A 1,418-nucleotide genomic window follows, 5' to 3' on the forward strand; every position below is an offset into this window, starting at 1 on the left:
TGTGGCCAGGGCCGGGGTCGAACCGGCGACCTTCCGCTTTTCAGGCCGCGTGATGAACCTGATCCTGGTGTGACTCGCAAGGTTGTCGGTCCTTGGACGTGTTCGGTCGGGTGTTGCTGTACGCCGCTGTTGGCATACACGTTGGCATACACCGATCAGCCCAGGGCGTCCGCGATGACCTGCATGGAGTCCACAATCACGACCGCGCCGGCGGCAGCCAGCCTCGCATCCTTCCCCGGCTTGTTCGCATACCCGATGGTTGCTACGCCCGCCGCGTCTCCGGCCTCCACGTCCCGGGCGGCGTCGCCGATGAAGATGCACTCCTCCGGCTTGCTACCAGCCGCGTCCATCGCTTCCAGGAGAAGACGCGGGTTCGGCTTCATGGACGACGGATCGCCCGGGGCCCGTCCGAAGACGCCAGTCATGTAACTGGTGAGCCCCTGGTCGGCGAGGTACGCCTCGATTGCCACGCCCGCGTTGTTGCTGACCACCGAGACGGAGCGGCCGGACCGCGCGCATGCACGCAGAACCGATTCGCCCCCTGGGTTTGGCCGACCGATCCTTACAGCCTCGGTCTCGAGCGACGCAAGCGCGCTGTCCGCCACCACTGCGAGGTCTGGGCGGGCTTCTGCGATCAGGCGGAGCAGGGCGAGCGGGTCAGTCTCTGTCTCGCCCCCGGCCGGGGCCCGCTCGCCGGCAGCGAGCAGGCCCAGACGAAGGCGTCGCGCGACTTCTGGCGCCGAAAGCCCGGCGAAGACCGAGCAGACCGGGCCGTCGAAGTCGAGCAGGACGTGCTTCACAGGGCGAAGCACGTCGGCGAGCGACGGGGAAGCGCCGGTCACGGCTGACGCTCGTACGCGATCGTGGACCACACGCTGTCGAACCACATCTGTGCCTGCTGGACGTATTGCGAGCCGAGCGAGGCATCGTCCGGTCCGGCGGCGTGATGGAACAGCGTGGTGTCCTTGCCGGTGACGTCGTAGAACGTGTGGTCGTTGCCGTTGATCGCTACCGTCCGCTCCCGGAGTGGGTAGAACCCGAAGAACGCCTCCGAGCGGTTCAGGATGTACAGCTTGAAGAGGCTGGATGCGCGGTGCACCTTTACCTGGACCGTGGCGGTCTGCACCAGACCAAGTTCTGCCAGCACCTCGACCGAGTGGGCGATGCCGCCGGCGTTGGTCAGTGCGATGTTGCGGGCGCGCTCTCGGAGTGCCGGTTCGTCCTTGAGACCGTCCACCAGCACCGGCACGGCCATGGGCTCCGACGTGTCCGGCAGGAGAAGCCGCACGGTGAGGGACTCCGGAGCCAGCCTGCCGGAGCGAACCTTGTCGAGCGGCTCCTGCAGGGCGTTGTGGAGCGTCTCGCTGGAGAATCCCGCGAAGTCGAGCGTCACCTGCTTCTGCTCGAAGGCTGCTTCG

At 67.0% G+C, this 1,418-nt stretch carries 2 protein-coding genes; both read right to left on the bottom strand.

All coding sequences use genetic code 11. The annotated features are described in order from the left end of the window. Positions 1-155 precede the first annotated feature (155 nt). Positions 156-842 carry an HAD family hydrolase gene (locus tag ACFC1R_RS38790; protein WP_375946425.1) on the bottom strand — a complete coding sequence of 229 codons (687 nt, stop codon included), beginning with the start codon at positions 840-842 and terminating at the stop codon, positions 156-158. Continuing rightward, positions 839-1,418, bottom strand: a 580-nt coding sequence (locus ACFC1R_RS38795) for a GntR family transcriptional regulator (protein ID WP_375946426.1), incomplete at its 5' end; no start/stop codon positions are given. The genes ACFC1R_RS38790 and ACFC1R_RS38795, both read right to left, overlap by 4 nt.

Source organism: Kitasatospora sp. NPDC056138, from assembly GCF_042264695.1.
Lineage (GTDB): Bacteria > Actinomycetota > Actinomycetes > Streptomycetales > Streptomycetaceae > Kitasatospora.